This is a genomic window from Curtobacterium sp. NPDC088465, assembly GCF_044753165.1.
Taxonomy (GTDB): domain Bacteria; phylum Actinomycetota; class Actinomycetes; order Actinomycetales; family Microbacteriaceae; genus Curtobacterium.
In genome coordinates this window covers 399,433-423,461 of sequence record NZ_JBIVMR010000002.1, presented here as the reverse complement: position 1 = coordinate 423,461, position 24,029 = coordinate 399,433, and the positions used below count along the sequence as shown (strand labels likewise).

Genomic DNA, 24,029 nt, shown 5'->3' with positions numbered 1-24,029 from the left:
CGACTCCTACGCGCTCGGCAGCTGGGAGATGCTTGAGCACATCGAGCACGGGCGAGATGCGCTGCAATCATGAGGTTGCGCGTGGGCCGCGAACAATGCGGCGGTCGGTACACCGTTGAAGGCGACGAATAGGCGGTAGAGGCTTGCCGAGCGCCTGAATCAACGGATTCAAGCATCGAGTGTGGGTACGGACTGGCACCGTGACCTTGACGCAGCCGCTATTCAGACGTCTTTTTAAACAAGTCTGCGCTCTTGGTGAGCTGATCGACCACGTCGGTTACCTCCGCATTAGAAGCATTCCGGCTCGCGTCGCGGCTGCGGAAGCGTGAAAGCACGTTTCGTACAAACACAGTGTCACCGACCTCGCGTCGCGCGGCGGCGCGGTCATCTGTACTCGCATCCGCGAAGAAGGGCTCGATCTCGACGAGCGCGGTCGATACCTCTTCGGCTGCGTCAGCTTCCCTAAAGTGGCGGCGCCCTTCTGCTGCGAGATAGGTACCGATCGCACCGATCGACAGGACGAGGCTGGCCCGGAGGATCCCATCACCTACCGTGAGTTCGAAGCCGTCTCGCAGCGCGACGGTCAGGATGAACCCTGCCAGCACGCCTGCCAGAACAAACGTAGCAATCGCCGAACCTCGCAGTCGGAGCCCTGACCGGCGCTCGCGCGCAGCGCGCTGCGTCCACTCCAGCGCAGTATATTGAGCCGCCGCCTTTTCCAGGAGCCGCCGGCCGACCTGCGCAGCAGACGCAAGGAGATGCACCTCGATCTCGGATCGCTCACGCATCGTCGTTTGTTCCTCGGTCATCGCGTCCGACTGCTGTTTGAGAATCCGTTGCCATTCACCAGCGATTACGGTCTTGGCGTCGCTCGCAACCTGACTCACCTGATCTCGTATATCGCGGCTCTGCTGCTCTGCTCCATCGAGGCGCGTGCGTAGTTGCTCGCTCTCGCGCGTTGCGGACTCCAAGCTGGCGCGCAATTCGGTCGCACGCTCGCGAAGGATTTGTAGCTCCTCGTGACGAGCGTCGAGGAGTTCCTGCACCGACGCGGCATAGGTCTGTGCCAAGTTCCGTGGGGCGGGGCCAGGCAGGGCCCGGATGTCTGCGTACAGCTCGCGCAGCACGGAACTGTTGTAGTTCTGGAGCTGACGCATCGACGACTCATCCACGTTGACGCTGCTCAGAGTGCTCAGGAGTAGGTCGTCGTAGACCACTCGGTGCGGGTTCTTCTCCGACTGAAGCGCTGTCTCCAACGCTGCAGCCAGATCAGCGCGAAAATCCTCCAGATCCTTACTGCCGTACCGGTTGGTCACAAGCGCATCATGCTTGAGACGCAAGACCTCCCAAACCTTGTGCTCTCGGTATCGCTGAATCGGAGTTGCCATGTTGCAAATCTAGAGCATGTCTCATAGCCCGCGGAGAACAGAGGCGACTCAACAAGATGGGCGACGGGCTCGTGCGGTCCGCTTCACCTCCTCATCGTCGAGTACGGGCAACCCGTCGATCCCTTCGCGGACCCACTCGAGATCGTCGTTAATGGCAACGGTCTGCTGGCGAACCGTCATACCGCCACGCTGGGTGCGCTCGCCTGGGTGCGTGTTCAGCGAGTAGCCGTGCCCTGACAGCAGACGTCCCGGTCGGTACGACGGTGAGAGCTGCGCTACACGCCTACCGCTCTGTCAACAGGGCAAGATTGGACACGATCGACGCGCCTTTGAGTGCTGCGCACACATCAGTCGTTCGCGCAGGCCGGCGTGAAGGAGCACTTCGTCGCGACGCTCGCGAAGGCGAGGACGTTCGTCGACCAGGCCGACAGCTGACCAGATGATCAGAGATGCCCGGAAGGGGTACCCGCATCGCCGCCCGCATCCCTTCCGGATCGGTCAGGTGGTGAGCCCTGATCCTGGACCAGGAGCTCGCTTACACCGGGCGTGGCAGCGACGGTGGCTGCTCCCCCCGGGCTCTGTGAGTACCCCCGCCGCCGCTTCCCTGAAGTCGGCGCGCCCGCGCCTCGCACTGGGGCTCGCGATACGCACTGTTGGACTGACTGGATGGACGCCATGCGGTCGAATGACACCACCGGCGCCGGCGCATCTGCGAAGCGCGAGTACGACCGCCGGCGGGCGCGCGACGAGGCGAAGGTCCGCGAGACCTGGGGTGACGGCCGCATCGGCGCGATCGCCGTCGCGCTCTCGGGCGAGCGCCAGAGTACCGCGGCGTGGAAGTCCGGCGCCGCTGGCGAGGCCGAAGTTGCCCGAGCCCTCGATTCGATCGCCAACGAGCACGTCGTCGTGCTCCACGACCGGCGTATCCCCCGGTCTCGCGCGAACATCGACCACATCGTCATCACCCGCGCCGGGGTCTGGGTCATCGACGCGAAGCGCTACCGGAACAAGCGGCCCCGCCTGCAGGTTGAGGGCGGGCTGTTCCGTCCCCGCACCGAGAAGCTCATCGTCGGCGGCGACCGCACGAAGCTCGTCGACAGCGTGCTCCACCAGGTGTCGCTCGTGCAGGACGTCGTCGCTCCGGCCTCCGTGCGCGGCGCGCTCTGCTTCGTCGACGCCGACTGGCCGCTCTTCGGCGGCTCGTTCACGGTGCGCGGTGTCGACGTGTGCTGGCCGAAGCGGCTCGCGAAGCAGCTCGCCGCGCTCGAGGGAACGGTCGACGTGGCCGCGGTCGCTGCTGCGATCGCCGCGCACTTCCCGCCGGCCTGAGCTGAGCCGCGCGGTCCGTAGGTGCGCCGTGGCAGCAACCTCGCCGGTATTGTCACTTTTTCCGAATAACTGACATTATCGACATGGCTATCGCCAGAAAGGAGCCGCGATGACGAGCTGGCCAGCACACGCCCAGCGCGTGCTCCCCTGGGCGAGCACGAGCCGCCGCGGGACCCGCGAGGACCGGACACTCTCCGAGGTCACTGTCTCGATCCCACCGCGGATCGCCGACCTCGACGTGCCCGTCATCGCCGAGCGTGACCTCGCCCGCGCGCGGTACGAGGCTGAAGGCCTCGAGCGCGTCGCCGACGGCGTGCTGAGCCCGCTGGCGGGCTTCCTGATCCGCATGGAGTCGGTCGCCTCGAGTCGCATCGAGCACGTCGAGGCGACGCCGGTCGCGTTCGCACGCGCCATCGGCGGCCTGAAGGAGAACGCCTCGGCGATGTCGATGGTCGCAGCCGGCACCGCGATTACGAAGCTCATCGCCGCATCCCGTACGACGATCACGCTCGACGAGATCCTCGCCGCGCACCAGGCGCTCATGGAGGCCGACCCGGACATGTCCGAGCGGCCCTACGCCGGCCGCGTCCGTGACGTGCAGAACTGGATCGGCGGCTCGCAGCATTCGCCGCGCGGCGCGCTCTACGTTCCGCCTCCGCCCGAGGAGGTCCCGGCGCTCCTGGACGACCTCATCGCGTTCTCGAACCGCGACGACGTGGAGCCGGTCACCCAGGCTGCGATCGCGCACGCGCAGTTCGAGAGCATCCACCCCTTCACCGACGGCAACGGCCGCATCGGCCGGGCGCTCATCGGCGCGATCCTTCGCCGGAGGGGCGTCACGCCGCACACCGTGTTGCCGGTCGCCAGCGCCCTCTCCGCCGACACGCCGCACTACTTCTCGCTGCTGACCGCCTACCGCATCGGCGACGCGGTGCCGATCGTGACCGACCTCGCGCTCTGCGTCGAGACGGCTGCGCGAGAGGCCCGCGGCACAGCGCGAGCGTTCTCCCGGTACGAGACCGCGTGGCGCGAGCAGGCGGGGCCGCGCGCTGGCAGCGCCGCCGAGCGAATCCTGCAGGTTCTGCTGTCGTTGCCGGTGTTCACCGTCGAGCAGCTCGTCGACGAGCTCGGCGATGTTCCCGAGCGGAGCGTCTACCGCGGCGTGCAGGCCCTCGAGGAGGCGCGCGTCGTCGAGGCCGTCACCGAGCGGGTCCGCGGCCGCGCGTACGCTGCGATGGACGTGCTCGACGAGTTCGAGGACCTCGACGCCCGCATCCGCGAGCGGATCACGAGGCTCCGCGCGGCCTGACGCCCGCTCTACCTTCGGCGCCGAAGCGTCAGGGTAGACGCTGCGAGGCGTGCCCGAATGCGCCCCGCAGCGTCCGTCCGCGCATCGCCATCGACGCTGCGGCCGCGCGACCCCTGATCCGGATAACGCGGTGCGCCCACGCTACAGAGCGAACCTCAGTTTTGGTAGCCGTGCGCCCGGCGCCCGTCTTCAGCTGCGCCCGAGCAGCCGTCGAAGCCAGCCGGGTTGCGCCTTGGTTTCGGAGCTCGCTTCGGGCACGGCTGACTCCCCCGGCGCCGGTACTGGGAATCTCACCGTCACGGTCAGCTCGCGCTCTGCCGGATCCGGCACCGGCGTCATCGGCCAGTCCGACGGCTCGTAGTCATCGGGCGCGACGTAGCCGCCGCAGTTGACGACCTCGCCCGAAGCGTCGACGGTGATGCTCTGCACGTGCAGCGTCCCGTCGTCGAAGTCGAACGGGCTCGGGCCGCCGGCGACGTACGCGGTCTCCGCGCGAAGGTTCTTCGACCAGGTGAGTCGACCCACCCTGCCCGCAGGTGACGACGCCCACCAGTGGTCGCCGTCCCACCGGACGCCGAGCTCATCGCCCACGCGCACGTCGCGTACGTGCTCGGTCACCGTCGAGCGGTAGAGGTTCGACGCCTGCGGCGTCCCGCGGCCGGCGTAGACACTCGCCAGGAGCCCCGACACCCCGAAGCGGCGGTCGCCGTTCTTGTGCACGTAGCCGAGCTGCGGATGACCGTCAGCCGCGGCTGGTGGTCCTGGCGTCTGCGTCATCGCCCCTCCTCGCGCACGCTCATCGCGCCACACTAGTGTCGGCACATGGGGTTCCGGGGGGAGACGCAGCGCGCTCCGGACATGGAAAGAACAGGTCTCCGCGATCATCGCGACCAGTCTGGCGAGCCTCGCGGCGCTGGCCGGCGTCTTCTTCGCCTGGATCGGCGTCGGGACGCTGGTGTTCTTCACGTAGCTGATCCGTCGTCGGGCGACCCCAGATTCGCGTGGCTCAGGGGCTTGTCGTCCGAGCCTCACTCGATCGACGCGGTGCGAACTGCCGCTGCCATGCGCCAGGGGTCTGACCTGTTTTCGTGCGGAACATCGTGGAGAAGTTCGAGGGATCCAGAAACCCGAGTCGGACCGCACACGCTGCAGCCGTCAGCCCGTCATGCGCGAGCAGCCTCTTGGCCTCCAGGATCAGCCGCTCACTGATGAACGCCTTCGGAGTCACGCCCGTGGCCCGCTGGACGGTGCGGGTCAGGGTTCGAGACGAGTAGCCAAGCGTGCTGGCGTAGTGCGCGGCGTCGTGATGTGACCGGAAGTCTCGCTCCACCGCTACCCGGAACGAGCGGAAGAGTGGCTGGCCGGTGGCCGAGTCGTCGGTCATGGGGTCGAGGCGGGTGAGCAACAGGGTCAGTGCGAGTCGGGTCGACTCCTCCGCGACTGCGGATTGTGCAGCGCCACTTTCGAGCACGAGGTGCGCGCGAGCCATGTCGATGAACGGACGATCCGCTTCGGATGGCTGCCACACGATTCGTCGTCCGAGCTCCGTCGATGCAGCCTGGGCAGCCGTCGTCACCGGTGCGGTGGGGAGGAACACCACGAGGACGCCCTCCACCGTGTCGATGTCCCGCCACTGGTGCACTACCCCCGGCGCGAGCGCCACGATGGATCCGGGTTCGAGGGCGTACTCGGCGAAGTCAGCGGAGAGCATCCCCGCTCCCGATTCCACCAAGCCGAGGACAGAGAAGTCGGCCCGCTGTGTGCCGCCGTCGTTCCGCGCTCGCAACGAGGCGAACGAGAGCAGCTCGATCGGGCCCTGCGCTGGACCCGACCACTGGTAGATCATCTGCTTCACGGCCACCACGTGACCAGTTTCCACCACATGCAGTCCGTTCGTGGGGATGTTTCTCCGCCGGATCAGCGCTTCCATGGATGCGACCGATCCGCACCGATTGAGGAGCACCGTGACCATTTCACACAACGCCACCCTTCCTGCCTTCGACCGTCGAACCGGCAGCGGCCCGACCCTCGTCTTCCTGCACTACTGGGGTGGTTCTGGTCGCACGTGGGGGCCTGTTCGAGACCGGCTTGCCGGCCGAGACAGCATCGCCATCGATCACCGAGGGTGGGGGCGCTCACGTGCCTTGCCGGGCCCGTTCACGTTGCATCAGCTCGCAGCTGACACGATGGCAGTCCTCGAAGCGGAAGCTGTGACCGACTACGTCCTGGTCGGACACTCCATGGGCGGAAAGGTGGCGCAGCTGATCGCCGCGACCCGACCCAACGGACTGCGCGGCGTCGTGCTCGTCGGCTCCGGTCCTGCGAAGCCGGCCGCGATGATCACGTCGGAGTACCAGGTGGGACTGTCCCACGCCTACGAGTCGCCGGACTCAGTGGTCGGCTCACGCGATGCAGTCCTCACAGCATCGAAGCTGCCGACCGACCTGGCAGAGCAGGTCCTCACCGACTCACTCGCCAGCGGAAGCGTCGAAGCCCGGACCGAATGGCCGCTGCGAGGGATCGCCGAGGACATCACCGCCGCAACGCGGGCGATCACCGCACGAACCCTCGTCGTCGCCGGGGAACGCGACGTCGTCGAGCCCGTGGACGTGCTGCGTGAGAACCTCCTCCCATACCTCGCTGACGGCGAGTTCCTCGTGCTTCCGGCCAGCGGCCATCTCATCCCCCTCGAAGCCACCGAAGCTCTCGCCACCGCGATCGACGAGTTCATCGGGCGGCTCTGACACCGGCTGCGGCCGCCGGACCTCGACCCGCGGTGAGTTCGGGGTCCGGCGGAAGGACTGTTCTGGCCGGGCCTTCGTCAGTGCCCGTCGACGTCGCCGGTCAGGATCGCAGTGATCACGCCGCCATCGAGTTCGTCATGGAGCACGCCGACGATGAACTCCTCGACGCCGAGGCTCAGCAGATGCTGCAGCACCGCCTCCTGGTCGGGCAGCCACGGCTGCCACTCGTCATGCAGGAACGCCTCGACGTGTCCGTCCTCGTGCACGGTGATTGCACCGACGTTCTCGCGGATCCCGTCCTCGTCGAGGCGCACGCCCAGCACGAGTGGCTCGGCGTGCTCGCGGACCGGCTCGACGGTGAGCTCGCCCGGAAGCGGCCACGCTGAACGCGGCAGCTCGACGGCCGACATGTGCAGGTGCGGCTCGCTGTCGTCGGTCGCGAACTCCAGCGTGCCGTCGAGGAACTGATCGATGACCTCGTGCACCCGGTCGTGAGGCGCCGGCTGGTACGTCCACCATCGCTCGTGTACGGCGCGGAGCCACTCCTGCGTCTGGATCGACGTGCCGACCGCTGCGCCGACCAGCTGCGGCGCGTTGCCGGGGAGCCCCACCACCTCGAACTCCCCCTCGTCGGTCTGGATAGTGAGCGCGCCGGTGTCCAGGTCAGCGTCCACGTGCAGGATCCCCGCCGGAGCACCACCCCAGATGTGCGCTGGGAGCGCCGGCGGCAGGGCGAACGGCACCGCAAGGGCTGGCTCCTCGGCTGCGCGGTCGAGGATCTCGCTGACCCAGGTGTCGCGGTGACGGGCTCCCGGCGTCGGAGCGTCCTCGGCGGTGCGCGCAGCGATCAGGTCCGCGGCGCGCTCGTGCGCCTCGTGCGGATCCGCGTTGACGCCGACGAGCACGCCGGTGTCGGCCCACTGGGCCAGGTTGATCGCCTCGAGGTCGTCGTCGGACAGCGCGACGCTCCACTGCGCCGGGTCGGCGAGCACGAACGCCGCCGTGCGCCCGGCGGACCCGTTCTGGACAGCCGCGACAATCGCCGGCACCAGGTGCGGCAGATCCTCGAAGCCGACCCCGACCTCGAGACGGTCGATGATCAGCAGGCCGTCGCGGTCGAGGACCTCGGCGGCGCCGGCGAAGAGGCTGGCGAACGGGCCGCCGTCCGGGCCCGTGCCGGTCACCACGGACCCGTACGAGCCCGCCGCGTCAGAGGTCTGCAGCGCCTCGACGATCTCGTCGACCTCGTCGGGCGAGCGGACGGTGAACGCCGTCACCCGTGCAACTGGGGCAGCCTCGGCCTCGTCGTCGGTGAGCGGCACGCGTACCTCGATGACCCAGCGGTCGACGTCGAACGACGGGTAGCCGTCGCCGTCCTCGTCCGCGATGGTGATGTGCACCAGGCGCAGGCGTCGGTCCCACGCATCGTGCACCGCACGGACGAGGGTTGATCGGTCTGGTGCGTCGAAGCTCACGCGACCACGGTACTGAGCGGTGGCCGCATGATCACGACCGCGCCCGACACGAGCCTCAGCCCACTGGCTCGATCGCGCGGCGCACCAGATTCACCACCAGGAGCACCGCGTCGGCCGCCATGCCTGCCGACCGGCGATCGCCGTTCCTCCGGTGCTTCGTCGCCTGCGCGAGCTCGATCGCCGCGCGCACGACCTTGCGGAGCTCGGCGCTCTCGGACCCCGGCAGCTCGACGTCGACCACACGACCGAGCCGCGCCTTCGTGTTCGGCACCGGAGGCTCGTCGGCGCCCGGCTCCCCGTGACGCCCGTGCTCGTACGCCGCGGCGGAGAGCGCCTCGAGCACGGCGACAGCGTCGTTGCCGACGTTCGAGTAGTCCTGCTCGGTGCGGGCGGCCTGGAAGTGGCGCCGCATCTCGTTCAGCTCCTCGTCGACGCGTTGCCACCCGGTGAATCCCCGCGGGGAGATCGGATCAGCGAGTGCGCCAGTGAGCGAGTCGGTCTCACGAGCATCCAGCAGCGCGTGGAGATCGTCGAACTGCTCGTCGAGCATGTCGCGCCGGGCCTGCCAGCTGCCGTAGCCGTCGTTCGCCCTCCAGTACTTGTGGAACGTCTCGAAGTCGCGGAAGGGCGGATCGAACGAGGTGATGCCGAGACGGTCGAGCACCGCCTTCAGCGCACGAACGAGCAGCCGCGAGTCGTCGTTGCTGAGCGGTGAGCCGCTCGTGCCGTAGGCCTCGTACTCCTCGTGCACAACGCGGGCCAGCGGGACTGCGACTTCGAGGTCCCCATGATCGGCATGCGGCGCCCGAAGCAGCCCCTCGAGTAGCTCCGTGTCCAGGGCAGCCTTCTGCTTGACCGCCGAACCCCAGATGTCGGTCACGACCTCTTCGTCCGGGAGGTAGAAGTCCCACGTTCGCATGGCGCTCACCCTAACCAGGAGTAACTCTCGTCTTCCACGGCCGTCGGAGGTGCTGCGATCTTCTCCGCGATGCTCCTCGAGTTCGCCGCTCAAGAGACGTGCCCGCGGCGGATCTACCTGGTCTACCGATCGGCCAGTGTGCGGGTCTCTCGCCGACGGTGCGCACGCACGTTCACGAACCCGAGCACCACGTCCGCGGCGAGAAGAAGCCAACCAAATCCGCTGCCTTGCGCGATGAGCCAGACGGCGCACCCGGTCAGAACCAAGCCGATGAGCACCAGCACAACTGTGACCGCTGTCCAACGCATGCCTCTGAGCCTACGGGCGGGTGTCGGCCGCCGGCCAGCCTGTCCGGGGCTGGCGCGGCGACGCTCCCGCCACGGGGTCGGTGTCCGGTGCTACTGCCAGATTGCTGTCCTGATGTAAGCCGAGTCTCGATGGACGATCGGTCATCGAACACCAGAGCGGCCACCGGTTCAGGTTCCGGCGGCCGCTCGTCCGTAGGTGGCAGGTCAGGCGTTGACGGCGTGGAGCCACTGCTCAACGGTGCGAGGGTGCATGTCGAGGACTCTCTGTGCGCTGGTGTTCTCGTCGATGAGTTCGCTCGGCTGGGTGGCGCGCCACCGGTACGAGTCGACCACCGGGGCGATGCCGTCAACACCGAAGAGCGGCGTGACCATGTCGCCGAACTCGTCAGGGGTCTGCGCTTCGAAGGTGACGTCCCGGCCGAGGTGGCGGGAGAAGCCGGCGGCGAGGTCATCACCGAGCAGGCCCGGGAGTGCACCGACAGTGACGACACCGGTGATGTCGGTGCGGTCGAAGAGGCGCATTGCGACGTCGGCGACGTCGAGGTGAGAGCTCCACGACACGGCGTAGTCGTCGCGGATCGGGTAAAGCAGTACGCCGCGGCCGCGGGCGGCTTCGGTGACGGGCGGGAGGAGAAGGTTCTCCAGGTACAGCTTCGGTGCGACGGTCACGGCGGAGACGCTCGATGCCAACAGGCCTCGGGAGAGGGTGCCGTGCGGGCTGTCGTCGCTGTCGCCGAGTTCGTAGCCGCTGGTGGAGAACACCACGCGGCCGGGCTTCGCCTGCTCCACGGCGGCGAGGATGGTTGTGGCGTGCTCGTGCTGCTGCGCAGCGGAGCCGAGCGGGAGGTGGACGAAGACACCCTCCGCGCCGGAGTAGGCGGCGGCCAGGGAGTCGACGTCGCCGAGGTTCACCGCGACGGCATCGCCGGAGTATGTAGCGGGGTTGCGGACGGCGGCGGTGACGTAGTGGCCAGCGGCGAGGAGCGCGGCGGCGACCGGAGCGCCCTGCGCGCCGGTCGCTCCATGAACGATGTAGGTCATGGCATAATTAGTGCATACGATGCACCGGTTACATCAAGTGCACTAAATGAAGGGTCAGCATGTCGTTCTCTGCAGAATCGTGGCCGGAGTGTGGCATCGCTCGGTTCCTGACGTTGCTCGAGGGGCCGTGGGCGACGCTCATCGTGCGGGAACTGCTCGACGGCCCGCTGCGCTTCACCGACCTCAAAGCAGCACTACCGGGCGTCAGCGCCCACACGTTGACCAGCCGGCTACGGCGATTCGAAACGTACGGCATCGTGACGCGCACCGTGTTCGACGAAATGCCACCACGGGTGGAGTACCAACTCACCGGAATCGGGCAGGGGCTCCGCCCAGTGCTGGACGCGATGAACGCCTGGGCCGCGACGGTGCCACAAGTCGCCGACGACGGTGCAGTCCCGGTAGCGGCATCCTGCGTCAACGTCTCACCGCTGCAAGAGCCCGCAGCGTCTCACTAGCCGATGGCGTACCGGAACGGCTCGACGGCAGTCAGCAGCAGTCGCAGGCGTCGACTTCTCGCTCGCCGGTGAGGGCCGACACTGGCTGCTTACATGCGTCCCCTCGCCAGGCTTCGAGTCCTTCCCGAACGGCGAAGACGACCACGACGAGCCCCGCCACCGGGTCGGCCCAAGACCAGCCGAACAGGGTGTTCAGCAGCAGGCCGATGAGGACGGCGACGGACAGGTAGCTGCACACCAGGGTCTGCTTCGAGTCCGCGATGGCGGACGCGGAGCCGAGTTCTTTCCCGGTGCGCCGTTCCAGCAGACTGAGGAACGGCATGACCGCGAGGCTGACCGCAGCGAGGACGATCCCGACGGTGCTGTGCTCCGGCTCGCGGAGCCCAGCGAAGGTGAGGCCGGCGTCAACGGTGACGTACAGCGCGAGGCCGAAGAACGACACCGCTATGACCTTCAACGCGGTGCGCTCTCGCGCCTCCGGGTCACGTCCGGCGAACTGCCACGCCACCGCCGCGGCGGAGAGCACTTCCACGATCGAGTCGAGCCCGAACCCGATCAGCGCCGTCGAGGACGCCACCGTGCCAGCAGCGATCGCGATCACGGCTTCGATCACGTTGTAGGTGATCGTCGCGGCGACGATCCACCGTACGCGCCGCTGCAACACGCTTAGACGTGCGGCCGACAGTGGGGCGGTGAGCTGCACGGCGGCGCTCATGCGCCGGCTCCGCAACACAGCGGCACGTCGCAGTTCTCATCCGTGCACACCGCGCCGTCGTCCACAGCGAGCACGACGTCGACCAGCGCGTCCAGCGAGCGGGTCAGGTGCGGGTCCGCGATCTCGTACCGAGTGCTGCGCCCTTCGGGGACGGCGACGACGATGCCGCACCCCCGCAGGCACGCGAGATGGTTCGACACGTTCGTGCGCGTCAGGTCCAGCTCCTCTGCCAACCGTGCCGGATACCCGGGCTTGTCGAGCAGACGGAGCAGGATGCGCGCGCGCGTCGGATCAGCCAGCGCGCGGCCGAGTCGGTTCATCACGTCCAACCGAGAAACGAGAGTCAGCACATGCTGACTATACAGCGACCGGTGACTCTTCGAGGGGCTGGTTCGGTCTGCCGGTTCGTGCCCCACGGCACCCGCCAACTACGTACCGGTGAGCGCTTTGAGGAGGACGTACCCGACCGCGGTAAGCAGGAGCAGCCCGCCGAGGCCGGCGACCGGGTAGAGGACGGCGCTCCGGCGGGTGTGCCTGCGGATGCCAATGGCGCCACCGAGGATGATGGCGGCGAACCCTCCGAAGAGGGTAAGCCCCATGCTGCTGTACCAGCCGACGTCTCCACCGTTGCAGCCGTGATCGCGTGACCCACAGGTGGCGTACGAGGTCATGGCCTGGTCGAGGATGAACCCGACACAGACGATGGCGGTAAGCAGACCGACAACGATGGCGACCCAGACGAGGACAAGGTTCCAGTCGGCGGCACGGTTGCTCAGCGGTGCGCGTCGGATGCGGTCCGTCAACGGTGGTCCCCTTGTCTACGCGGCGCTGCTGTAACCGTATCGACCAGATGGCGTCCGAAGACGGATGGCTGGCCGGACACCGCTGGGACCAGCTCCTACAGCGTTCGTCCGGCGTTGGCGGTGAGCCACGGGATCGGGTCGATGGGTGTGGTGCCGCCGGGCATGACCTGCAGGTGCAGGTGCGCGCCGGTGCTCGCTCCGGTGTTGCCGACGAGGCCGACGAGCTGCCCGACGGCGACGGTGTCGCCTGGTCGGAGCGGCGAGGAGCCGAAGATCATGTGCGCGTACAGGGTGGACACGAGCCGGCCGTCGATCTGGTGGTCGATGATGACGTACTGCCCGTACTCGGGGTGCGTTGCCGACACTCGGACAGTGCCGGCAGCGACAGCTCCGATGGGGGTGCCGGCGCCGGGGGTGAGGTCCGCGCCCTGGTGGATGGACGAGCAGGTCGCGCACGGGGCGCTTCGCGGACCGAACGGTGAGCTGACGGTGATGGTTCCGGCGATGGGCCAGCGAATGTCGCCGGTTCCGGTGTTCACGATCGTGCCGCCCGTGGTCGTGGGAACGCTCTGTTTCGTCGAGGCCGGTGCGTCCCCGGTTGACGCGGCCAGTGAGGCGGGTGCGGTCTTGGTGATGACGGGCTTCGGGGCCGGCTTGGTGATCGTGTACCCGTCGCGGTCGACCGCGAGAGCCAGCCCGGACGCGGTGAAGCTCTGCCCGGTGGTGGCAGGAGTGATACCGGGCACGACTGCTGCGGGGCCGGTCGTGGCCTGCGCGGGCAGCGCTGCGGCAGCGGTGAACAGCGCCATTGCGGCCGCGGCACCAGTGATTGGGACCGCGGCGAGAACGCGTGAGCGCAGTGAGCGGGCCGGTGTTGCGGGTGCAGCCGCGACGGTCGGCAGTGGCCGCAGCGCCGGCTGGGCAGCGGCAGTGGTCGTCGCGGTTCGGGTGCGGCTGGCGGTCGGGACTGCGGCGGCGCGTTCGGCGGCGAGGGCTTCGCGGCGCGTCCGAGGTGCGGGAATCGTGGGGGTCTGGGGGTGCTGCTGAGGCACGGGCAGGCTCCAGGAGGGGTGGGCCGTTGGGCCGAAACGTGGAGTGCCCGAACGCGAGTCGAGCAGGAGAGAAGGTGTGGCCGGTCGTGGGCCGCGGCAGGAAGGGGGGAGCCTGCCGCGACCCACGCCGGGGTTTAGAGGGACGCGAGCATGTCCTGCATCTGGGTGATCTGTTCGGTCTGGCTCGACACGATCGACTTCGCCATCGCGACGGCGTCGGTGTTCTTGCCCTTGTCGACTTCGGTCTTGGCCATGTCGACGGCGCCCTTGTGGTGCTGGACCATCTGCTCGAGGTAGAGCTTCCCGGCGTCCTTCGCGGACGCCTGGTCGAGGTCGCTCATGTCGGAGTCGGACATCATCCCGGACATGGAGTGCCCCATCCCGGAGTGCTCCGACTCGACCGGCTCGCCCCAACCCTTGAGCCAGCTGGTGAGCTGCTTAATCTCCGGGGACTGCTCGGCCTTGATCTGCTTCGCGAGGGTGGCGACGTCGATGTCGACGCCGGAGCCCTTGGCCAGGAGCATGTCGCTCATCTCGACCGCTTGCTTGTGGTGCGGCAGCATCATCTGCGCGAACATCACGTCCTGGTCGTTGTGCGCCGATGCACCCGCCGTCGACGAGGACGAGGAGCCCGTGTCGGAGCCGCTATTGCTGGTGGAGCAGCCGGCGAGGGTGAGGCCGAGGGTCAGTGCGGCAGCGATCGCGAGCGTACGCGTGGTGGTGGTGTGCATGATCTTTCCGTTCCCGTGAATGCGTCAGGTGTTCCGGCCAGGCGGACGCCTCCCGGATCTGGGCATGCGGAGGCCACCCATCGGGGGTGGGATCCCGCTGGGGGCGGATCAGATGCGGATGATCTGCAACGCCGTCAGTGATGGCGGTTTCGGTGCCGCGATGCGGCGCGGCAGCCGGTCAGCCAGCGCGAGCAGCCGCGCGAGCAGGTAGAGGATGCCGACGGTCCGTGCACGCAGCAGCGCCCAGGTGAACAGCGCGATCGTCAGCGCGCACGCCATCCCCATCAACGAGCACATCAGCGCACACAGGCCACTGTCGCAGCCCGCGTCGGTGAGGACCGTCAGCACCGCAGTCACAGGAGCTACGTGCTCGCCGTGGCCGGCGGCCGCGACGTGGCCGTGCTCGGCGGTGATCGCGGGAGTCGCCATCGAGTGCTCGTGGCCGGCGGTGTGCCCAGCCATCGTGTGCATCAGGATCGTGAACCCGACCAGCAGCAGCAACGCCAGCGTCGCCGTGGCCTGCAACAGCAGTCGGCGACGCGGGGTGGCGGTGGTGGTGAGCATCAGTCTTTCGAGCGGACGGGTGGAGTGAGCGTTTCTATGGTGCGGTACCCCTGCGGGCGGCGGCAACCTAGTGTCCGGATTCACACGAAACCCGCCGCGACCGAACGAATCGGGAACACAGTCGAAGGTTCGGCGTTACAGCGCATGGTACCCCCCAGGGGTATACGTGAACTGTTGGCGTCAGCCGCGTCGGATCGGAGCAGCATGGACACGCACGAACACCACCAGATGAGCGGAGACGAGCACGCCAACCACGGCGGTAGTCGCGGGGCAACGTCGTGGTCGATGGCTGCGCAGGCGACGCTGCACTGCTTGACCGGCTGCGCGATCGGTGAGGTCCTCGGCATGATCATCGGCACCGCTGCCGGCTTCCACAACGCCGGCACGATCGTCCTGTCAATCGTCCTCGCGTTCATCTTCGGCTACGCCCTCACCATGCGCGGCGTCATCAAGTCGGGCCTGACCCTGGGAGCGGCGTTCAAGGTGGCTCTCGCCGCGGACACCGTGTCGATCGCGGTCATGGAGCTGATCGACAACACCGTCATCGTCGCGATTCCCGGTGCGATGGACGCGCAGCTCAGAGACTGGCTGTTCTGGACGGCACTGCTGTTCTCCCTCGCGATCGCGTTCGTGATCACCACGCCCGTGAACCGGTGGATGATCAGCCGCGGTCTCGGTCACGCCGTCGTCCACGGCCATCACTGACCGGTCCGCTGGTCAGCTCGATCGCGGTGCGCGGTCAGGCGTGTGAGTGTTCGTGTGCGGCGTGGTCGTGGCCGCCGTCGTCGGGTGCGCCCTTCATCATCCGGAGCATCGACCAGGAGCCGCTGCGGATGAACACGACCAGCAGGAACGCGGCGATCAGCAGGAACACGATGTTGAGCCACGTGGTGTAGTTCCAGCTGATCGAGGTCGTCACGATGCTCAGATGCCGATTCGTCGGGATCAGGCTTAGCGGGGTGAACAGCAGCTCGACGGCGTAGCCGGCGAGGACCATCGCCCCGTAGAAGATCCCGGTGATGCGGAGGGCTGCCTTCCAGCCGTAGTACTTCCGGTAGATGATGATGATCGGGATGATGATCAGGTCCGCGAAGATGAAGCTGACCACGCCGCCGAAGCTGATCCCGCCGTTCCACAGCACCGCGGCGAGGGGCACGTTGCCGACGGAGCAGACGAAGCTCACCATCGCCAGCACCGGGCCGATGATCTGGTCGATGATGAACGCCAACGTCGGATGCCCCTCGAAGAACACCGCCTGCAGCCACGCCTTCGGCACCCAGGCATCGAACGCGCCGGCGATGAGCAGACCGATGATGATGTCGCGGAGCACGGACGCCCAGTCCATGACGAAGTACTGCGACACGCTCGTCAGCCCAGGCTTCGAGAACAGTCGTCGCCAGAACCCCTGATCGCCCTGCACGGACATGTCCATCGCCGCGTGCCCCTCCATCGATCCGGCGAGGCCCTTGTCGGCCTGCTCACGGGCGGCGTCGAGGATCTTGCCGCGCATCCAGAGCCGGAACCCGAGGGCGATGAGGATGATCATGATCGGCCCGCCGACGAACTCTGCGACGGTGAACTGCCACCCCATCACGAACGCCAGGATCAGCCCGAGCTCGACGACGAGGTTCGTCGACGCCACCTCGAACGCCATCGCGGATGACAGGCTCGCGCCCTTCCGGAACAGGGCACGCGCGAGCGCGACCGCGGCGTAGGAGCAGGACGACGACAGGGCGCCGAGCCCGGTCGCGACGCTGATCGCGCGTGGCGAGTCGTCGCGCATCAGCTTCGTGATCTGATCCGTACGGACGACCGCTTGGATGATGCCGGACAGGGTGAAGCCGAGTACGAGGGGCCAGAGGATCTCCCACCCCATCGAACCGGCCGCAGCCAGCGCGTCACCGATCGCTTGCAGCACGAACACCGCTACCTCCTCCATCGGTGTTCGAGCTTGCTCCACGGCAAGCAAGTAGGTGTCACAGCAAGCATGTGAGGTCACACACGATGAGTCCGGGCCACTGTCTCAATAGCCGGTCGTCAACCGGACACTCGGGCACTTCGACGCGGTCCGCAGTGTGAGCACCTCCGCTCAGTGTCGCCCTTCAAGCTTCTTTCCCTGTCGTCCCGCGTCACGAAGCGGACCGGTTCTCGAGGTGCGGAAGATCGTCGGTGCGGGCATGGGGTGGTGGGTGCATACTGGTGGTGTCTTCGGACCCGGCAGTGGGGCTTGCCGGACCCAACCTCGACACTCGTCGACAACAGTCCCTATCTCAGCTGGTCGCGCTTCTGTGCGCCTGAGGTAGGGAGATGTCATGGTCGAGTCGAGCACTGCCGGTGTTGTCGTGGTCGGTGTGCAGTCCGGGCAGGGGCACGACGTCGTCGGTGTCGCGGCTGCCGTCGCTGAACGCTTCAGCGCCCCGATGGTGTGTGTGGTCGTCGATCCGGCGCTGCTGTCAGCGGGGGTGCGTGCGGACGGGTCGGAGATCATCGAACCGATCGACCCGGACACGGCGGACAGCGACCCGCAGCAGCTTCCCGACGATGACGTGCGGGTCATTCACGGTCTTGCTGCGGCGCGGTCGGTGGGCGTCGAGATTCTCTCCCGGGTCGGAGATCCGGGTCGAGCACTCGCTGCGGTGGCTGAGGAACGTGACGCGGTGATGATCGTCGTCGGATCGCAGGTCGGCCGACGCCGGATAGCGGAACTGCTCACCGGGTCCGTCGCCGCGCACCTGACGCATCAGCAGCACCGGCCGATACTGGTCGTCCCGCACGACCCGGTCGGCGCCACCGTCCTCCGGCCGTCGGAAGCCCCGTGACGGGCATGCTGACGCTCCTGCGGCATGGGGAGAGCACCGCGAACGAAGCCGGCACCTTCACCGGGCTCCTCGACGTCCCGCTCACGCCCCACGGACGACGGCAAGCATCCGCAGCCGGACAGCTCCTCCGGTCGAACCACATCACGCCGGACGTCGTGGTCACCTCCACACTGCGCCGTGCCGTCCGCACCGCCGAACTGGTCTGCGACGCCCTCGGGACACAGCTGCCCACGGAAGCGGTGTGGCAGCTCAACGAACGCAACTACGGCGCCCTGACCGGGATGACGAAGACCGACGCCCGTCGGATGCTCGGTGACGACGAGTACATGCGGCTCCGCAGGTCCCGTACCGGCACACCGCCACCGATGTCGCTGCACCTGTGGGAGGAACTGCGGTCGAGTTCCGCGCTGCGCGGCCTGCCCGACGGTGCCCTCCGACGCACCGAGGCGCTCTCGGACGTCATCAAGCGGGTCCGCCCCGTCTTGCACGACCGGCTCCTGCCGATGGTGCGGTCAGGGCGGAGCGTCCTCGTCGTCGCGCACGGGAACTCGCTCCGCGCACTCTGCGCATGCATCGACGACCTCACCGACCCGGAGCTCGAGCAGCTCAACCTGCCGACCGGGCAACCCGTGCAGTACCACCTCGCCCCGACGGGTGCTCTCGTCCCGCGGGGTGGGGCGTTCCTGGATCCGGTAGCAGCACAGCACGCCGCGGCGCTGGTCGCGGCAGAAGGCGGAACATGACCACCCGAACGGACACCCCGATGCCCGACGACCAGCTCCCTCCCGACCCGGACGTCGACGTCTCCGACCCGGCAACGACCATGCGGCCGGTGCATCTGCGGTGGCGGTACGTCGGCCTCGTCGCAGTCGGCGGCACCGCTGGCACTGCCCTCCGCGACGTCATCAGCGGCCTACTTCCCGCCGATGGCGGGGTGAGTTGGTCGATCTTCTGGATCAACATCACCGGAGCGCTGGCCCTCGGTGTGCTGTTGGAAGCGCTCGCGCACCGCGGGCCCGACGCCGGCCGCCGACGCGTGCTGCGGCTGCTCCTCGGCACCGGGGTCCTCGGCGGGTTCACCACCTACAGCACCCTCGCCGAGTCCACCGCCGCCCTGTTCCTCGACGGGCACGGCCTCGCCGGCACCGGCTACGCACTCCTAACCGTCCTGTCCGGCGCGATCGCGACCGCGGTCGGTCTCGTCGTCGCCGGCTGGTTCCGACCCCGCACGGAGGAAGCATGAGCCCGCTCCTGGTCCTCGCCGTCGCCCTCGGCGGCGGTGCCGGCGCTGCCGGCCGGTTCCTCCTCGACGGGCTCATCAACACCGGCCGAGAGTTCCGGCTCCCTGTCGGCACGTTGACGATCAACATCACCGGGTCGCTGCTGCTGGGGATCACCGTCGGCGCCGCCACCCACCTCGGCGCGGTGCCGGTCGCCGTCCTCGGCACCGGGGTGATGGGCGGCTACACCACGTTCAGCACCGCCAGCTTCGAAACCGTCCGCCTCGCCCGCAGCGGCCGCATCACCGCCGCCGCGATCAACGGTCTCGGAATGCTCGTCGTCTCCGTCACCGCCGCGACCGCCGGCATCCTCCTCGGCGGCACCCTGTGACCACCCCGCCCACGGACCACACACCCGCTCCAGAACCGGAGGCATCCATGCTGTTCGACGTCACGATCGAGATTCCCCGCGGTAGCGGCAACAAGTACGAAGTCGACCACGCCACCGGCCGGATCCGGCTCGACCGGGCGGTGTTCACCAGCATGGTGTTCCCCCAGGACTACGGCTCCATCGACAACACCCTCGGCGATGACGGCGACCCCCTCGACGCCCTCGTGCTCCTACCCCGTCCCACGTTCCCCGGCGTCGTCATCACGGTCCGGCCGGTCGGGATGCTGCGCATGGTCGACGAAAACGGCGGCGACGACAAGATCCTCACCGTCCCCGCCAACGACGACCGCTTCGCGCAGCTGCAGGACATCACCGACGTGCCGGAGCACACGCTGGCGGAGATCGAGCACTTCTTCTCCCACTACAAGGAGATCGAGCACGGCAAGCACGTCACCACCAACGGGTGGGCCGACCGTGCTGCTGCCGAAGCCGTCATTCGCACCGCGCAGGAAGCCCACACCCGACACCCGTGACCCACGGGTCCACAGACTGCCGCGGGGAGGCACTGGCGCCGAGTGATCGCCAGCAGGTCGTCCCTCCGCCTCCCCGCGGCTCCCCCTTCCAACCACACCCCCGCTCGACGCATGACCCGAACCGAAGGAGCGTCACCATGAACGACTACATCAGCGGCATCCACCACCACGGAGCCCATCAGGGCGAGTACGTCACCCACCACGACCACCCCGTCACCATCGACGCCGTCCACGGCGCCCGCATCCTCGACTCCCGCGGCTACCCGACCGTCCGCGTCTCCCTCGAGCTCGACGACGGCCGCACCGTCACGGGGGACGCCCCCGCGGGCGCATCCACCGGCGCCCACGAAGCCGTCGAGCTCCGTGACGGCGGTTCCGCGTTCGGGGGCCGGGACGTCGCCCAGGCGCTCCACCTGATCGACACCGACATCGCGGGCCACCTCACCGGCCGGTCGTGGTCGGCGATCGGGCAGATCGACGCCGCCCTCGCCGAACTCGACGGCACCACCGGGTACCGCCGGCTCGGCGCGAACAGCGTCGTCGCGACCTCGATCGCCGCATCCCGAGCTCTCGCCCACGCCGCGGACCGGTCGCTCTGGCAGTGGATCGCCGAGATCACCGGCTCGACGCCGCGGATGCCGGTGCCGCACTTCAACGTCCTCAACGGCGGCGCGCACGCAGCGAACAAGTTGGACTTCCAGGAGTTCATGATCGCCCCCGTCGCGGCGACGTCGATGGCCGACGCCGTCCGCGTCGGCGCGGACGTCTACCACGCTCTCGCGGCCCTCGTGCGGGACCGGTTCGGCAGCCTCGGCCTCGGCGACGAGGGCGGCTTCGCACCGTCGATTGCCGCCCCCGAGGAAGCGCTCGACCTGCTGGTCGCTGCGATCCGTAGCGCCGGCTACGAGCCGGGCGTCGATCAGGTGGCGATCGCGCTCGATCCGGCAGCGAACGAGTTCTCCCAGGGCGACGGCTCCTACCGGGTGCTCGACGACAGCCTCGACCGGGACGGGCTGGTCGACTACTACCGGCATCTGGTCGACGCATATCCGATCCGGAGCATCGAAGACGGGTTCGCGGAGGACGACCATGAGGGGTTCCGCCGCATGCAAGCGGCGCTCGGCGACCGGATCCAGATCGTCGGCGACGACCTCTACGTCACCGACCCACAGCGGATCCGCGAGGGCGGCGAGCAGCAGCTGACGAACGCGGCACTGATCAAGCCGAACCAGATCGGCACCGTCTCGCAAACCCTCGTCGCGATCGCCACCGCCACCAGCGTCGGGATGGCCAGCATGGTGTCGCACCGTTCCGGCGAGACCACGGATACATTCATCGCGGACCTCGTTGTCGGGACCGGCACCGGGCAGCTCAAGTCCGGCGCACCCGCCCGCGGGGAACGCGTCGCGAAGTACAACCGGCTCACCGAGATCGCCGAGCAGCACCCGGAGCTGCCCTACGGACTGATCTGACCACCGGTACTCGAGCTGCGGGCGGTGTCCAAGAACGCCGTGGCGGCAGGCCCCGGGTGGCCTGACCAGATCGCACGCAGCGGCCGGATCAGCGGCGGGCCGAGCAGCGGCACCCTGACGAGGGCACCGTCGGCGAGGTCAGTGTCGACGGTGCGGAGACTCATCACCGCGGGCGCGATGCCCGCCCGAACGTTGGCGCGGATGATGCCCGTCGTCTCCAGTACCGCCGCCGGCGCGACCAGGCGGAGCCCAGCACGGTCGAGCCACGCTTCGACCGTGGCGCGTGTGCCGGACCCTTCCTCACGGAGCAGCAGCGGCGTCCCCGCGAGGTCATCCGCGGTGATGCCCGAAGCGCTTGCCCACGGATGGTGCGGAGCGACGACGACCACAAGTTCATCCTCGTCGACCACGAGCGACGAGAGGTCAGCTGGCGCAGCAGGAGTCTCCGTGAACCCGACGTCAGCAGCGCCGGAACGAACGAGTTCGATCACGGCGGCAGAGTTCCCCGCGATCAGGCGCACCGACGCAGGCGGCGCGGCCGCACGGTGCGCGAGCAACCATCCGGGCAGCAGGAGTTCGGCGATCGTCTGCGACGCTGCGACCACGAGGGATCCCGCTGGTTCTCGAAGCGCGGCGACGCCTGCTTCAAGCCGCCGGGAGGCCTCCAACACCGGGACGGCGAGACCGAGCACCACCCGGCCGGCGTCGGTCAGCGCGGTCCCGGATGCCGTCCGGTGCGCCAGCGGCTGACCGGTCGCCTGCTCCGCAGCACGCAACCGCGCAGACACCGCCTGCTGCGTCACCCCCAACGCCTCGGCCGCGCGGGTCAACGAACCGGTCTCCGCGACGCGGACGAGAACCTCGAGGGTGTCGAGGTCCAGAGTCCGGTCCGTCAACCGCCGCAGTGCCACAAGCAACCATTGTGCCCTGCCAACGAGTCCGCCGTTCCCGAACCACGGGGCACACGCGCACGATGGGTGCATGTCCGCTCACCTCGCCCACGCACCCGCAGCCTCTGAGCACGGTGTGCGCGACCGGCGGCTGTTCCGGGAGCTGGAGCGGCCCGGTCTGATCGTGTCGAACCTGACCCCGAACTGGTTCGCGTCGATCATGGGGACCGGGATCGTCGCCGTCGCGGCCGCGTCGTTACCGCTGCAGTTCCCCGGTCTGCGCACGGCGGCGACGGTCGTCTGGGCGATCGCGGCGGTCCTGCTCGTCGCCCTCACCATCGCGACGGTCCTGCACTGGGTCCGCTACCGGAGCACCGCAGCGAAGCACCACCTCAACCCGGTGATTTCCCACTTCTACGGCGCACCGCCCATGGCGTTCCTCACCGTCGGCGCCGGCACGATCCTCCTCGGTAAGGACTGGATCGGCCTCCCCGCCGCCGTCACCGTCGACTGGGTCCTCTGGACCATCGGCACCATCGGCGGCCTGCTCACCGCGGTCCTGGTGCCGTACCTGGCGTTCACCCGCCACGAGAACACGCCCGACTCCGCGTTCGGCGGCTGGCTGATGCCGATCGTCCCGCCGATGGTGTCCGCCTCGACCGGTGCGCTCCTCCTGCCGTATGCCCCCGCCGGGCAGGCACGGGAGACCCTGCTGTGGTCCTGCTACGGCTTCTTCGGCCTCAGCCTCATCACGTCCCTGGTCGTCATTACGCTGATCTGGAACCGTCTCGCGCAACACAAGGTCGGTGCCGCCGGTATGGTGCCGACCCTGTGGATCGTCCTCGGACCGGTCGGACAGTCCATCACCGCGGTAAACCTCCTCGCATCGAACGCCCCCGCCGTCGTCGACGCGTCGACCGCCCACGCCCTGCTGGTCGTGGCGCTGGTGTACGGGTTCGCGATGCTCGGCTTCGCGCTGCTGTGGACCGTCATCGCCCTCGCCATCACCATCCGGACCGCCCGAGAACACCTGCCGTTCAGCCTGACCTGGTGGTCCTTCACGTTCCCCGTCGGCACCTGCGTCACCGGGCTGAACGGCCTGGCCCTGCACTCCGGACTCACCGTCGTCGCCGTCCTCGCAGTCGTCTACTACGTGGGCCTCGTCGCCGCGTGGATCACCGTCGCCGTCCGCACCTTCCACGGCTCCGTCATCCGCGGCGCCCTCCTCGCACCACCACAGCCGGCATGAGCACCCCCGACGAACTCGCGGACGAGGTCGCGGACGTTCGATCCCTGAACGCCCTCGCCGAGGCATGGCGCACCGCACCCGACGGTTCACGGCGGTTCGTCCCGAACTTCGACCCACGATCCGGCGGCACATTCAGCCGCGTCCTGGTCCTCATGCAGTCACCCGGCCCCCAGACCATCGCCACAGCGCACACGGCGATCTGCAGCGAGGACAACCCGGGCCCGACCGCGGCCGCGTTCCGCGCAGCCCGCATCGAGTCCGGACTCGCACGCAACGAGTACCTCCGCTGGAACCTCATCCCGTGGGAGATCCCCGGCCGCGTCCGACCTGCGGACATCGACGAGGGACGACACGCCCTCGAAACTCTGCTCAAGGTGCTCCCCGTGCTCGACGCCATCGTCACGTACGGGACCGCCGCCCTCGACGGAGTCATGCGGCACCTCACCCTGGACGAGCACCCCCGACTCGTACCCGTCATCGCGGCACCACACCCCTCTCCGGCCAACGGCCGCCATCGCGCGGAACAACAACGACGTTCCGTCCAAGCGCTCCGGCTTGCGGCGCTGACTCACCGGCTGTAGCAAATACGAACGATTCCGCTACAACTGCCCGTGCCGAC

The 24,029-nt window shown here is 68.3% G+C and carries 28 protein-coding genes and 1 pseudogene; 13 read left to right on the top strand and 16 right to left on the bottom strand.

Going from position 1 to position 24,029, the window contains the following annotated elements; all coding sequences use genetic code 11:
* Positions 1–218: 218 nt before the first annotated feature.
* Positions 219–1,388: a hypothetical protein gene (locus ACIP6W_RS09315; protein WP_400429142.1), complete on the bottom strand. Its 1,170-nt coding sequence runs from the start codon at positions 1,386–1,388 to the stop codon at positions 219–221.
* 666 nt (positions 1,389–2,054) lie between these two features.
* On the opposite strand from ACIP6W_RS09315, the gene ACIP6W_RS09310 reads away from it, so the two are divergent.
* Together ACIP6W_RS09310 and ACIP6W_RS09305 are read left to right on the top strand one after the other, a co-directional pair.
* Positions 2,055–2,717, top strand: a complete 663-nt coding sequence (locus ACIP6W_RS09310; protein ID WP_400429140.1) for a nuclease-related domain-containing protein — start codon at positions 2,055–2,057, stop codon at positions 2,715–2,717.
* 109 nt (positions 2,718–2,826) lie between these two features.
* Positions 2,827–4,026 (top strand): Fic family protein, encoded by a 1,200-nt coding sequence (locus ACIP6W_RS09305; protein ID WP_368003989.1) that lies wholly within the window; start codon positions 2,827–2,829, stop codon positions 4,024–4,026.
* Positions 4,027–4,215: 189 nt separating this feature from the next.
* On the opposite strand, the gene ACIP6W_RS09300 is transcribed toward ACIP6W_RS09305, so the two are convergent.
* Together ACIP6W_RS09300 and ACIP6W_RS09295 are read right to left on the bottom strand one after the other, a co-directional pair.
* Positions 4,216–4,803, bottom strand: coding sequence for a hypothetical protein (locus ACIP6W_RS09300; RefSeq protein ID WP_400429138.1), 588 nt, complete (start codon positions 4,801–4,803; stop codon positions 4,216–4,218).
* A gap of 229 nt (positions 4,804–5,032) precedes the next feature.
* Complete coding sequence (locus ACIP6W_RS09295; protein WP_400429136.1) at positions 5,033–5,956, bottom strand: AraC family transcriptional regulator; 924 nt, start codon at positions 5,954–5,956, stop codon at positions 5,033–5,035.
* A gap of 34 nt (positions 5,957–5,990) precedes the next feature.
* Here ACIP6W_RS09295 and ACIP6W_RS09290 point away from each other — a divergent pair, with 34 nt between their 5' ends.
* Positions 5,991–6,770, top strand: coding sequence for an alpha/beta fold hydrolase (locus ACIP6W_RS09290; RefSeq protein ID WP_400429134.1), 780 nt, complete (start codon positions 5,991–5,993; stop codon positions 6,768–6,770).
* A 77-nt stretch (positions 6,771–6,847) separates the two neighbouring features.
* Here ACIP6W_RS09290 and ACIP6W_RS09285 read toward each other — a convergent pair whose 3' ends face one another.
* From ACIP6W_RS09285 to ACIP6W_RS09270, 4 genes are all read right to left on the bottom strand, one after another.
* Entirely contained in the window at positions 6,848–8,245 is a 1,398-nt protein-coding gene (locus ACIP6W_RS09285) for a hypothetical protein (protein WP_400429132.1), read from the bottom strand.
* Between the two features lie 55 nt (positions 8,246–8,300).
* Positions 8,301–9,257: a hypothetical protein gene (locus tag ACIP6W_RS09280; protein WP_400429130.1), complete on the bottom strand. Its 957-nt coding sequence runs from the start codon at positions 9,255–9,257 to the stop codon at positions 8,301–8,303.
* Between the two features lie 29 nt (positions 9,258–9,286).
* Complete coding sequence (locus ACIP6W_RS09275; RefSeq protein ID WP_400429128.1) at positions 9,287–9,472, bottom strand: hypothetical protein; 186 nt, start codon at positions 9,470–9,472, stop codon at positions 9,287–9,289.
* A 204-nt stretch (positions 9,473–9,676) separates the two neighbouring features.
* The gene (locus ACIP6W_RS09270; protein ID WP_368003994.1) at positions 9,677–10,513 is read right to left on the bottom strand and encodes an SDR family oxidoreductase; all 837 of its coding nucleotides are present in this window, start codon (positions 10,511–10,513) and stop codon (positions 9,677–9,679) included.
* A gap of 59 nt (positions 10,514–10,572) precedes the next feature.
* On the opposite strand from ACIP6W_RS09270, the gene ACIP6W_RS09265 reads away from it, so the two are divergent.
* The gene (locus tag ACIP6W_RS09265) at positions 10,573–10,971 is read left to right on the top strand and encodes a winged helix-turn-helix transcriptional regulator (protein ID WP_368003995.1); all 399 of its coding nucleotides are present in this window, start codon (positions 10,573–10,575) and stop codon (positions 10,969–10,971) included.
* A gap of 31 nt (positions 10,972–11,002) precedes the next feature.
* Here ACIP6W_RS09265 and ACIP6W_RS09260 read toward each other — a convergent pair whose 3' ends face one another.
* The 6 genes from ACIP6W_RS09260 to ACIP6W_RS09235 form a co-directional block, all read right to left on the bottom strand.
* Positions 11,003–11,686, bottom strand: a complete 684-nt coding sequence (locus ACIP6W_RS09260; protein WP_368003996.1) for a cation diffusion facilitator family transporter — start codon at positions 11,684–11,686, stop codon at positions 11,003–11,005.
* Positions 11,683–12,036 carry an ArsR/SmtB family transcription factor gene (locus ACIP6W_RS09255; RefSeq protein ID WP_400429125.1) on the bottom strand — a complete coding sequence of 118 codons (354 nt, stop codon included), beginning with the start codon at positions 12,034–12,036 and terminating at the stop codon, positions 11,683–11,685. Before ACIP6W_RS09255 ends, ACIP6W_RS09260 begins: the two co-directional genes overlap by 4 nt.
* A gap of 78 nt (positions 12,037–12,114) precedes the next feature.
* Positions 12,115–12,489 carry a hypothetical protein gene (locus ACIP6W_RS09250; protein ID WP_368003998.1) on the bottom strand — a complete coding sequence of 125 codons (375 nt, stop codon included), beginning with the start codon at positions 12,487–12,489 and terminating at the stop codon, positions 12,115–12,117.
* A 95-nt stretch (positions 12,490–12,584) separates the two neighbouring features.
* Entirely contained in the window at positions 12,585–13,298 is a 714-nt protein-coding gene (locus ACIP6W_RS09245) for a M23 family metallopeptidase (protein ID WP_368003999.1), read from the bottom strand.
* 377 nt (positions 13,299–13,675) lie between these two features.
* A complete protein-coding gene (locus ACIP6W_RS09240; protein WP_368004000.1) occupies positions 13,676–14,272 on the bottom strand; it encodes a DUF305 domain-containing protein in 597 nt (198 codons plus the stop codon).
* A gap of 108 nt (positions 14,273–14,380) precedes the next feature.
* Positions 14,381–14,836, bottom strand: a complete 456-nt coding sequence (locus tag ACIP6W_RS09235) for a hypothetical protein (RefSeq protein ID WP_368004001.1) — start codon at positions 14,834–14,836, stop codon at positions 14,381–14,383.
* A 204-nt stretch (positions 14,837–15,040) separates the two neighbouring features.
* Between ACIP6W_RS09235 and ACIP6W_RS09230 the strand changes: the two genes are divergently transcribed.
* A complete protein-coding gene (locus ACIP6W_RS09230) occupies positions 15,041–15,541 on the top strand; it encodes a DUF4396 domain-containing protein (RefSeq protein WP_368004002.1) in 501 nt (166 codons plus the stop codon).
* Positions 15,542–15,575: 34 nt separating this feature from the next.
* On the opposite strand, the gene ACIP6W_RS09225 is transcribed toward ACIP6W_RS09230, so the two are convergent.
* Positions 15,576–16,760, bottom strand: a complete 1,185-nt coding sequence (locus tag ACIP6W_RS09225) for a permease (protein ID WP_368004003.1) — start codon at positions 16,758–16,760, stop codon at positions 15,576–15,578.
* Between the two features lie 388 nt (positions 16,761–17,148).
* Here ACIP6W_RS09225 and ACIP6W_RS09220 point away from each other — a divergent pair, with 388 nt between their 5' ends.
* The 6 genes from ACIP6W_RS09220 to eno all read left to right on the top strand — a co-directional run bounded on the left by ACIP6W_RS09220 (position 17,149) and on the right by eno (position 21,271).
* Complete coding sequence (locus ACIP6W_RS09220) at positions 17,149–17,655, top strand: universal stress protein (RefSeq protein WP_400429122.1); 507 nt, start codon at positions 17,149–17,151, stop codon at positions 17,653–17,655.
* A 5-nt stretch (positions 17,656–17,660) separates the two neighbouring features.
* Complete coding sequence (locus tag ACIP6W_RS09215) at positions 17,661–18,398, top strand: 2,3-diphosphoglycerate-dependent phosphoglycerate mutase (protein WP_400429678.1); 738 nt, start codon at positions 17,661–17,663, stop codon at positions 18,396–18,398.
* Positions 18,395–18,898 carry a CrcB family protein gene (locus tag ACIP6W_RS09210; RefSeq protein ID WP_368004005.1) on the top strand — a complete coding sequence of 168 codons (504 nt, stop codon included), beginning with the start codon at positions 18,395–18,397 and terminating at the stop codon, positions 18,896–18,898. The genes ACIP6W_RS09215 and ACIP6W_RS09210 overlap by 4 nt, the downstream gene beginning before the upstream one ends.
* A complete protein-coding gene (locus ACIP6W_RS09205) occupies positions 18,895–19,266 on the top strand; it encodes a CrcB family protein (RefSeq protein ID WP_251160802.1) in 372 nt (123 codons plus the stop codon). Before ACIP6W_RS09210 ends, ACIP6W_RS09205 begins: the two co-directional genes overlap by 4 nt.
* 47 nt (positions 19,267–19,313) lie before the next feature.
* Positions 19,314–19,799, top strand: a complete 486-nt coding sequence (locus tag ACIP6W_RS09200; RefSeq protein ID WP_288468033.1) for an inorganic diphosphatase — start codon at positions 19,314–19,316, stop codon at positions 19,797–19,799.
* A 137-nt stretch (positions 19,800–19,936) separates the two neighbouring features.
* A complete protein-coding gene (eno, locus tag ACIP6W_RS09195; protein WP_400429119.1) occupies positions 19,937–21,271 on the top strand; it encodes a phosphopyruvate hydratase in 1,335 nt (444 codons plus the stop codon).
* On the opposite strand, the gene ACIP6W_RS09190 is transcribed toward eno, so the two are convergent.
* Positions 21,256–21,966 carry a LysR substrate-binding domain-containing protein gene (locus ACIP6W_RS09190; RefSeq protein WP_400429665.1) on the bottom strand — a complete coding sequence of 237 codons (711 nt, stop codon included), beginning with the start codon at positions 21,964–21,966 and terminating at the stop codon, positions 21,256–21,258. The genes eno and ACIP6W_RS09190 overlap by 16 nt on opposite strands.
* 12 nt (positions 21,967–21,978) lie before the next feature.
* Positions 21,979–22,254 (bottom strand): annotated as a pseudogene (locus ACIP6W_RS09185) (LysR family transcriptional regulator); the annotation flags it as partial.
* Between ACIP6W_RS09185 and ACIP6W_RS09180 the strand changes: the two are divergent.
* Positions 22,253–23,410, top strand: coding sequence for a TDT family transporter (locus ACIP6W_RS09180; RefSeq protein ID WP_368004008.1), 1,158 nt, complete (start codon positions 22,253–22,255; stop codon positions 23,408–23,410). The pseudogene ACIP6W_RS09185 and the gene ACIP6W_RS09180 sit on opposite strands and share 2 nt — an antisense overlap.
* The gene (locus tag ACIP6W_RS09175) at positions 23,407–23,991 is read left to right on the top strand and encodes a uracil-DNA glycosylase family protein (protein ID WP_368004009.1); all 585 of its coding nucleotides are present in this window, start codon (positions 23,407–23,409) and stop codon (positions 23,989–23,991) included. Before ACIP6W_RS09180 ends, ACIP6W_RS09175 begins: the two co-directional genes overlap by 4 nt.
* Positions 23,992–24,029: the final 38 nt, after the last annotated feature.

Bases quoted from the DNA above. Each gene is read 5' to 3' on its own strand.
- ACIP6W_RS09315 (WP_400429142.1), bottom strand. From the start codon at position 1,388: ATGGCAACTCCGATTCAGCGATACCGAGAGCACAAGGTTTGGGAGGTC.
- ACIP6W_RS09310 (WP_400429140.1), top strand. From the start codon at position 2,055: ATGGACGCCATGCGGTCGAATGACACCACCGGCGCCGGCGCATCTGCG.
- ACIP6W_RS09305 (WP_368003989.1), top strand. From the start codon at position 2,827: ATGACGAGCTGGCCAGCACACGCCCAGCGCGTGCTCCCCTGGGCGAGC.
- ACIP6W_RS09300 (WP_400429138.1), bottom strand. From the start codon at position 4,803: ATGACGCAGACGCCAGGACCACCAGCCGCGGCTGACGGTCATCCGCAG.
- ACIP6W_RS09295 (WP_400429136.1), bottom strand. From the start codon at position 5,956: ATGGAAGCGCTGATCCGGCGGAGAAACATCCCCACGAACGGACTGCAT.
- ACIP6W_RS09275 (WP_400429128.1), bottom strand. From the start codon at position 9,472: ATGCGTTGGACAGCGGTCACAGTTGTGCTGGTGCTCATCGGCTTGGTT.
- ACIP6W_RS09270 (WP_368003994.1), bottom strand. From the start codon at position 10,513: ATGACCTACATCGTTCATGGAGCGACCGGCGCGCAGGGCGCTCCGGTC.
- ACIP6W_RS09265 (WP_368003995.1), top strand. From the start codon at position 10,573: ATGTCGTTCTCTGCAGAATCGTGGCCGGAGTGTGGCATCGCTCGGTTC.
- ACIP6W_RS09260 (WP_368003996.1), bottom strand. From the start codon at position 11,686: ATGAGCGCCGCCGTGCAGCTCACCGCCCCACTGTCGGCCGCACGTCTA.
- ACIP6W_RS09245 (WP_368003999.1), bottom strand. From the start codon at position 13,298: ATGGCGCTGTTCACCGCTGCCGCAGCGCTGCCCGCGCAGGCCACGACC.
- ACIP6W_RS09240 (WP_368004000.1), bottom strand. From the start codon at position 14,272: ATGCACACCACCACCACGCGTACGCTCGCGATCGCTGCCGCACTGACC.
- ACIP6W_RS09235 (WP_368004001.1), bottom strand. From the start codon at position 14,836: ATGCTCACCACCACCGCCACCCCGCGTCGCCGACTGCTGTTGCAGGCC.
- ACIP6W_RS09230 (WP_368004002.1), top strand. From the start codon at position 15,041: ATGGACACGCACGAACACCACCAGATGAGCGGAGACGAGCACGCCAAC.
- ACIP6W_RS09220 (WP_400429122.1), top strand. From the start codon at position 17,149: ATGGTCGAGTCGAGCACTGCCGGTGTTGTCGTGGTCGGTGTGCAGTCC.
- ACIP6W_RS09215 (WP_400429678.1), top strand. From the start codon at position 17,661: ATGCTGACGCTCCTGCGGCATGGGGAGAGCACCGCGAACGAAGCCGGC.
- ACIP6W_RS09210 (WP_368004005.1), top strand. From the start codon at position 18,395: ATGACCACCCGAACGGACACCCCGATGCCCGACGACCAGCTCCCTCCC.
- ACIP6W_RS09205 (WP_251160802.1), top strand. From the start codon at position 18,895: ATGAGCCCGCTCCTGGTCCTCGCCGTCGCCCTCGGCGGCGGTGCCGGC.
- ACIP6W_RS09200 (WP_288468033.1), top strand. From the start codon at position 19,314: ATGCTGTTCGACGTCACGATCGAGATTCCCCGCGGTAGCGGCAACAAG.
- eno (WP_400429119.1), top strand. From the start codon at position 19,937: ATGAACGACTACATCAGCGGCATCCACCACCACGGAGCCCATCAGGGC.
- ACIP6W_RS09180 (WP_368004008.1), top strand. From the start codon at position 22,253: ATGTCCGCTCACCTCGCCCACGCACCCGCAGCCTCTGAGCACGGTGTG.
- ACIP6W_RS09175 (WP_368004009.1), top strand. From the start codon at position 23,407: ATGAGCACCCCCGACGAACTCGCGGACGAGGTCGCGGACGTTCGATCC.